This is a genomic window from Nostoc sp. ChiVER01, from assembly GCF_034531155.1.
Taxonomy (GTDB): Bacteria; Cyanobacteriota; Cyanobacteriia; order Cyanobacteriales; family Nostocaceae; genus Nostoc.
Genome location: NZ_JAVRBS010000012.1, coordinates 148,407 through 156,343, shown reverse-complemented (window position 1 = coordinate 156,343; position 7,937 = coordinate 148,407). Strand labels below are relative to the sequence as shown.

Here is a 7,937-nt window from a genome sequence, read left to right as displayed (position 1 = left end):
GTACGCCGAAATAGCAAATGGGTACGCCGAAATAGCAAATGGGTACGCCGAAATAGCAAATGGGTACGCCGAAATAACAAATGCGTACGCCGAAATAACAAATGCGTACGCCGAAATAACAAATGCGTAGATCATATAATGCAGTGTTACCGTGTGGTCTATTTACCTGAAAATTCGCGGTAACTATTTTGCTGAAAAATTGTCTCTGTAGTTTCACTAATGCCAATATAGCGACTCATCTGCTAGAGATTTGAAAGGTTTACTGTTATATAATCAATGCTTGCCAGAGTTTGGAGTGCATCAATTGTGGGCATCGATGCCGTCAAAGTCGGCGTAGAAGTCGATGTGTCAGGGGGATTACCGGGAATTGTTGTCTTAGGATTGCCAGATTCAGCGATTCAAGAATCACGAGAAAGAGTCAAAGCAACGCTGAAGAATGCAGGTTTCGCCTTTCCCATGCGAAAAATTGTAATCAATTTAACTCCCGCAGATTTACGGAAAGAAGGCCCCTGTTTCGATTTGCCTATTAGTGTGGGAATTTTGGCAGCTTCTGAGCAAGTTAGTGCTGATTTATTGGGGGATTATCTATTTTTGGGCGAAGTCTCTCTGGATGGCAGTTTGCGCCCGGTGGCTGGTGTTTTGCCGATCGCAGCAGCAGCCCAAAAGATGGGAATTACAGGTTTAGTTATCCCTGCTGATAATGCCCAAGAAGCAGCAGTAGTTCAAGACTTGGCTGTTTACGCTTGCAAACATCTGTCTGATGTGGTGGATTTTTTAAATAATCCGGGGCGTTACAAACCTGTGCAAATTGATCATACAACAGAGATAGCAACAGTATCTTACCCTGGCGCAGATTTGCATGATGTAAAAGGACAAGCTCATGCGCGTCGTGCCTTAGAAATTGCGGCAGCTGGTGGACACAATCTCATCTTTGTTGGGCCGCCAGGTAGTGGAAAAACCATGTTAGCACGGCGCTTGCCAGGTATTTTACCGCCCCTAAGTTTTGCCGAATCTTTAGAAGTGACTCGCATCCATTCGGTGGCTGGTTTATTGAAAAATCGCGGTTCCTTGGTACGCGATCGCCCTTTTCGCAGCCCCCACCACTCAGCATCCGGGCCTTCTCTCGTTGGTGGTGGTAGCTTTCCTCGTCCTGGGGAAATCTCATTATCTCATAGGGGCGTGCTGTTTCTAGACGAGTTGACAGAATTTAAACGAGATGTATTAGAATTTTTACGCCAGCCTTTGGAAGATGGCTATGTGACAATTTCCCGTACCAAACTATCAGTAATGTTTCCCGCGCAGTTTACTTTGGTGGCGAGTACCAATCCCTGCCCTTGCGGTTACTATGGCGATACCATCCAACAATGTACTTGTTCTCCCCGCCAACGTGAGCAATATTGGGCAAAACTTTCTGGGCCTTTAATGGATCGAATTGATTTACAAGTTGCGGTGAATCGCTTAAAACCAGAGGAGATTACTCAACAACCTACCGGAGAAGCATCAATAACAGTACTACAACGAGTGCAACAAGCAAGCGATCGCGCCATTACCCGTTTCCAAGGAGAGGCAAATCTGCGTTGTAACGCCCACATGCAAAGTCGTCATCTCCAGAAATGGTGCAAGCTAGATGATGCTAGCCGGAATTTATTAGAAGCAGCAATTAGAAAATTAGGTTTATCAGCAAGAGCAAGCGATCGCATTCTCAAAGTAGCACGGACTATCGCAGATTTAGCGGGAGAAGATGAGTTAAAAACCAATCATGTGGCAGAAGCGATTCAGTATCGCACAATTGATAGAATGCAGTAGAAATCTTGTGATGGTGGCTTAAGTTTCTAAAATACAACAGAAATTAACTGACCAATACGCTTGAGAATTTGCAAAACGGCGTACAGTTCTCTCGCGGATGCAAAGGGAGCAAAAACTCTTGACAAATCGTACTGTGGTGTATTTGTTTGGGTCACTTTGACAAATAAAATATCGTCTCCATTCGTCACCATCCCAAATACAGGTTTACTCGGGTTGGGGTTAGCCATCATATAAGCTAGGGCTTGCGGTACAGCCGCCCAAACTGACAGCGTGGTTTTTTTCGACTCCAACACCATCACCCATAACTGCTGTTGCAACACTAAAACGTCAATCCGCCCGCGCAGTATCTCTTCGCCATCATCTAGCACTAGTTCCACAGATGATTCAGCCTTAATTCTGAAAGGAGGATCGTAAAATCCAGAGAGTGCAAGTATTGGTGACACCAATAACAATATGACTGTCCCTTCTAGTAAATCACCTCCGGCACGGTGATAAAGATATCTACGCCGCACGACATCCACAGAAGCTTTTTCTGCTTCTGTAATTTCAGACAATCCCTCATACCATTCTGGGAAAAATTTCTCGTCTTCAACACGCACAAAACCGAATCGATTTTCTGCATCCTCAAGAGTGGTAATTGCTTCTGTAATTGCTGCCGTTTGTGTCATTGCTTCTAGGTAACAGTTGCTTTGCTACATTATCAACATCAATGCATCTTTTTTATCGTTAATTAACGCTATTGCATTGTCATATCACTATAAAATTATAAATTCCTCCCCCAGGCCGCTGCACAAACTCCCTTGGGGGGATGCCTCTACTGATGAAATCAGTATCCAATATATCAGGAAGTAACCGATACCGCTTAAGGAGACTGATTAGATGAATTTGCAGGCGATTTGGAAGTTATTACAAGAGACATTCAAAGAATGGAGTGAGGATAAAGCCTCACGGTTAGCGGCGGCGCTAGCTTATTACACAATTTTTTCCATTGCACCGTTGCTAATTATTGTAATTGCGATCGCAGGGGCAGTATTTGGAGAAGAAGCGGCAAGAGGTCAAATCGTTGGACAAATTCAAGGTTTAGTCGGCCGAGATGGCGCAGCATTTATCCAAACAGCCATTCAGAATGCTAACAAACCACAAACAGGAGCAATGGCTTCTATCATTAGTATTGGAGTTTTGCTCTTAGGTGCTACTGGTTTATTTACCGAGTTGCAAGATTCCCTCAACACGATTTGGGAAGTTAAACCGAAACCCGGACGCAATGTAACTAACATGATTCGCCTACGCGTTTTGTCCTTTGCAATGGTGATCGGTATTGGCTTTTTACTTTTAGTTTCTCTGGTGATTAGTACGGTATTAGCAGCATTATTAACATACTTTAGTAACTTAGTACCAGGTGTAGATTTTCTCTGGCAGATTATCAACTTCATCCTTTCTTTTGCCATTACTACATTCCTATTTGGACTTATTTTTAAAGTTCTACCAGATGTCGAAATTGGTTGGAGCGATGTTTTAATTGGAGCTATGCTCACTTCCTTTTTGTTTTCTATTGGTAGATTTTTGTTAGGACAATATTTAGGTAATGGCAGTTTTGGTTCAGCCTATGGTGCAGCTGGTTCACTGGTAGTAATCTTAGCTTGGGTTAACTATGCCGCGCAGATTCTTTTCTTCGGTGCAGAGTTTACCCAAGTTTATGCTAGAAGGTACGGTAGTGGCATAACCCCATCTAAACATGCCATACCTTTATCTGATAACACGAAAAATAATGGCAAGGCGCCAACAAGTCAATCCTCCACTAAGAAAAAGCCTCCTTCTAATTTGATTAGTCGTTTACTCCAGTCTTTCAATAAGCCTAAGCGTTTAAAACAGAGAAGGAAAAATCAGCGATTTTAATTCCTGATTGTTAGGAATTTAAGTTTATAAATCTGATAGATGTTGAAGTAATTAACCTCTAATAAAAGTTAGTCTTATAAAATAAGACCACAGATAAATAACCTATACTGGATTTTTTCCAGAAGTATATCGAGAAAGGAAGAAAATCAGTGCTAATGGAAAAATGGTTTTTTATCAATTGGCAGGCAATCTTTATTCCTAGCATCAGCGTTTTTGAGTTGATTATCCGTGGTTCGCTGGTTTATTTAGCACTGTTCTCAGTGCTACGTTTTCTTCCTAGCCGACAACTAGGAACACTAGGAATCACTGATTTACTCGTAGTTGTGCTATTTGCTGAAGCTGCTCAAAATGCTATGGCGAGTAATTATACATCAATCACTGAAGGCGCTATCTTGGTAGGAACTGTAATTTTTTGGAGTTACTTGCTAAACTGGTTAGGCTATAAAATCCCCCAGTTCCAACGTTTTCTGAATCAGCCACCACTGCTACTAGTAAAAAATGGTCGGATGATTGAGCGTCATTTACAACGAGAGTTAATTACAGACGATGAGTTGATGAGCAAGTTACGCCAGCAAGGTGTGGAATTTTTAGCAGATGTAAAGTTTGCATATATGGAGGCTGACGGCAGAATTAGTATCATCACCTTCGACTCCAAAACTAGTACCGTCCCTGAGCAAAAAGCAGTACTAAAAGGCGATCTACATTAATTAAACTGTAAAATATGACGGTTGTATTCTGTGCCGAACTGTGATTGAGCGTTATACTTTACCCGAAATGGCTAATCTGTGGAGTGAAGCCTATAAGCTAAAAACTTGGCTGCAAGTCGAAATTGCTGTTTGCGAGGCTCAAGCTGAACTTGGTTACATTCCATCTGAGGCGGTTGAGGAAATTAAAGCCAAGGCAGATTTTGACCCAAAGCGGGTGCTAGAAATTGAGGCTATAGTCCGCCACGATGTTATTGCTTTCTTGACAAATGTCAACGAATATGTTGGTGATGCAGGACGCTACATTCACCTGGGTTTAACTAGTTCGGATGTTTTGGATACAGCTTTAGCACTACAATTGGTTGCCAGCCTGGATATATTATTGCAACGTCTGGAAGATTTGATTCAGGTAATTCGCGAAAAAGCACGGGAACATCGTCATACAGTGATGGCTGGCCGATCGCACGGTATTCATGCTGAACCAATCACTTTTGGTTTCAAGCTAGCTGGTTGGTTAGCAGAAGTGTTGCGACACCAGGAACGCCTGAAAATTCTCCACGAGACGATCGCTGTGGGTAAAATTTCCGGTGCAGTGGGAACTTATGCGAATGTTGAACCGCGTGTAGAAGCGATCGCTTGCCAAAAACTCGGACTTAAACCTGATACGGCCTCAACTCAAGTTATTTCCCGCGATCGCCATGCCGACTATGTGCAACAATTAGCTTTGTTAGCGGCATCCATCGAACGTTTTGCTGTAGAAATTCGCAATCTGCAAAAAACAGACGTTCTAGAAGTTGAAGAATTCTTTTCCAAAGGTCAAAAAGGTTCCTCGGCAATGCCACACAAGCGCAATCCCATCCGTTCAGAACGACTGACGGGAATGGCGCGACTCGTCAGAAGCCATGCCGGTGCAGCTTTGGAAAACGTTGCTCTTTGGCATGAAAGGGATATTTCCCATAGTTCTGTAGAACGGGTAATTTTGCCAGATGCTTGCACTTTGACGCACTTTATGTTGTCAGAAATAACCGACTTGGTGAAAAACTTGTTGGTTTATCCTGAAAACATGGAACGAAATCTCAACTGCTACGGCGGCGTTGTGTTCAGCCAAAAAGTCCTGCTAGCCTTGATAGACAAGGGAAGCAACCGAGAGGAAGCGTATGCGATCGTTCAAGAAAGCGCTCACGCCGCTTGGAACAAGCCAGAAGGTAATTTCCAGGACTTGATTAGCAAAGATCCTCGCGTTACCGAAAAGTTGTCTCCAGCAGAACTAGAAGTCTGTTTTAACCCCCAGCAGCATCTGAGCCATTTAGAAGAGGTTTATCAACGACTAGAAATTTAGGATTAATTTACTTGTAGTGAGCGCTTGGGCGCTTACTACTAACCTGTTACTCAAAAAATATGCAAACCTTTTCAAAGAAGATATATAAAAATACCAAAAATCTTTAATATTGCATTGCTAAAGACTGTTAGTTTGGTGCTGGAATTTTTGCCAGCACTGGGTAGTATAAATAACAGATAAGTAGGTCGATGTAAATAATTATCATTGGGATAAGGCAAGAGGAAAGAGGGTTTTAACCTTATTTACTTTCCTTCATACAGGTTACTTTTATTGCGCTGACTGACTTATTTACTTATTTATTAGTGCTTCTAGTGCCTAAATGATTGAAATCCTAGCCACACTTTCAGCCTCGGCGGCAGCAGGAATGAGAATAGGTATACCTTTGCTAATCATTGGATTGTTGCAGGGTAGTAGCTTGTGGTCACAAGTTCCGGTTTTATCTCACATTTCTTCACCAATATTGTTAGCTTGCCTTAGCTGTTGGTCTTTAGTTGAATTATTAGCCTCAAAAAAGCTATGGGGGCAAAGATTGCTACAACTAGTTCAATTATTCATGTCTCCCGTCGTGGGGGCAATTATGGGGTTAGCAGTAGCTAGTGCCACAGCAACACCAAGCTGGTTGATTGCCTGTATTGGAGGTTCCTTAGCTTTAGTACTCCAACTCGTTCAAGTTGGCTGGTTTTATCGGTTACGTGGTTTACCGTTATGGGCAGTCTTTCTTCAAGATACTTTGTGTATTGCTCTAGTACTTTTTGCCTTTGATGCTCCCTGGCAAGGAGGATTAATTGCTTTAATACTGCTATGGTTTGCAGTTCGTAGTGCGAAGCATTGGTATGACTGGTATTGGCAGAAAAGTTAGGAGTTAAGAGTGAAAAGTTAGGAATGAAGATAGAAGTTAAGAGTGAAAAACTAGGGACAAAAATTTAAAACTCCTAGCTTTTGTACAGAGGCGATTAATCGCGTCTCTACTCCTAACTCCTTTCACTTACTGCAAAAGTCCAATCATGTGCAAGAAGCCATGACCGGTAATCAACTCAATGATTAAGGCGATGAAGCCCAGCATAGCAATCCGACCATTCCAGACTTCAGCGCTAGTAGTCAGACCCCATTCCCAACGCTCTTGGGGGTACATTTTCACCCTTTTTTTCATTTGGGCAGCTTGCGAAAGCTTGAAGCTGGGGTTTTTGAGCGCATTAATCACTAAGTCTGCAAGTGCATTAATAAATACTGGATGGGTATTGGGAGCAGGAACACGACGGAAATTGTCAATTCCTGCTTCTTCTGCTACTTCCCGATACTCAATATCAATTTCTTGCAGAGTCTCGATGTGTTCTGAGACAAAACTGATAGGCACAACAACCAAATCTTTCACACCTTTTGCACCTAGTTCTTTGAGGGCATCTTCAGTATAAGGTTGGAGCCATTCTACTGGGCCGACGCGACTTTGGTAAGCTAAGGTGTGGGCATTGGGTCGATTGAGGGTCTGCATAATTAAGGCAGTACATTCCTCAATTTCTTGCTGATAAGGGTCGCCAGCCTCTTCAACGTAGCTTTTAGGAACGCCATGAGCGCTGAAGAATATATGAACCTCATCCGGGTTAGGAAACTGTTCTAGCTCTTGGGCTATGAGTTGCGCCATTGCTTGCAGATAGCCTGGTTCTTTGTACCAGGAAGGAATGACGGTGTAATCAATGGGTTGAAGCTTTGGGTCTTCTCGCCAAAGTTTTTCTAAAAGCCGGAAGCTAGAACCACTCGTACTGATAGAAAACTGGGGATATAGTGGTAAAATTACCAGGTGTTCTATATTATCTTGAGTGATCTGTGCGATCGCCTCTTCTGTATAGGGATTCCAATAACGCATTCCCACGTAGATATTGGCTTCTTGCCCTAAATGACTCAACTGTTCTTTTAAAGCTTCGCCTTGCGCTTCTGTAATCCGCCGCAGTGGGGAACCGCCACCGATTTGCTTATAATTTTCTTGAGATGTTCTGGTTCGCCGCGAGGCAATAAACCAGGCTAGGGGCTTTTGCAACCAGCGAAATGGTAGGCGAATAATTTCCGGATCGGAAAATAGGTTGTACAAAAACGGCCCGACATCCTCTAGCTTATCGGGGCCACCGAGATTGAGTAATAAGACGCCTACACGACCCATAGCAGTTACTTTCCCCCAATCTTTTCAGGTTTTTTACTAA

Annotated in this window: 7 protein-coding genes; 5 read left to right on the top strand and 2 right to left on the bottom strand. The window is 42.9% G+C overall.

Annotated elements, in window-relative coordinates; genetic code table 11:
* Positions 1-276 precede the first annotated feature (276 nt).
* Complete coding sequence (locus RMY00_RS17630; RefSeq protein WP_322648754.1) at positions 277-1,806, top strand: YifB family Mg chelatase-like AAA ATPase; 1,530 nt, start codon at positions 277-279, stop codon at positions 1,804-1,806.
* Positions 1,807-1,832: 26 nt separating this feature from the next.
* On the opposite strand, the gene RMY00_RS17625 is transcribed toward RMY00_RS17630, so the two are convergent.
* On the bottom strand, positions 1,833-2,474 hold the full coding sequence (locus tag RMY00_RS17625) for a type I restriction endonuclease (protein WP_322648753.1): 642 nt from the start codon (positions 2,472-2,474) through the stop codon (positions 1,833-1,835).
* Between the two features lie 211 nt (positions 2,475-2,685).
* On the opposite strand from RMY00_RS17625, the gene RMY00_RS17620 reads away from it, so the two are divergent.
* The 4 genes from RMY00_RS17620 to RMY00_RS17605 all read left to right on the top strand — a co-directional run bounded on the left by RMY00_RS17620 (position 2,686) and on the right by RMY00_RS17605 (position 6,604).
* The gene (locus RMY00_RS17620) at positions 2,686-3,702 is read left to right on the top strand and encodes a YihY/virulence factor BrkB family protein (protein WP_322648752.1); all 1,017 of its coding nucleotides are present in this window, start codon (positions 2,686-2,688) and stop codon (positions 3,700-3,702) included.
* A 155-nt stretch (positions 3,703-3,857) separates the two neighbouring features.
* Positions 3,858-4,409 carry a DUF421 domain-containing protein gene (locus RMY00_RS17615; protein WP_322648751.1) on the top strand — a complete coding sequence of 184 codons (552 nt, stop codon included), beginning with the start codon at positions 3,858-3,860 and terminating at the stop codon, positions 4,407-4,409.
* 40 nt (positions 4,410-4,449) lie between these two features.
* The gene (gene purB / locus RMY00_RS17610) at positions 4,450-5,745 is read left to right on the top strand and encodes an adenylosuccinate lyase (protein WP_322648750.1); all 1,296 of its coding nucleotides are present in this window, start codon (positions 4,450-4,452) and stop codon (positions 5,743-5,745) included.
* 319 nt (positions 5,746-6,064) lie between these two features.
* Positions 6,065-6,604, top strand: coding sequence for a DUF4126 domain-containing protein (locus RMY00_RS17605; RefSeq protein ID WP_322648749.1), 540 nt, complete (start codon positions 6,065-6,067; stop codon positions 6,602-6,604).
* Between the two features lie 126 nt (positions 6,605-6,730).
* Here the strand turns inward: RMY00_RS17605 and hemH are convergent, their stop codons facing one another.
* Complete coding sequence (hemH, locus tag RMY00_RS17600) at positions 6,731-7,897, bottom strand: ferrochelatase (protein ID WP_322648748.1); 1,167 nt, start codon at positions 7,895-7,897, stop codon at positions 6,731-6,733.
* Positions 7,898-7,937: the final 40 nt, after the last annotated feature.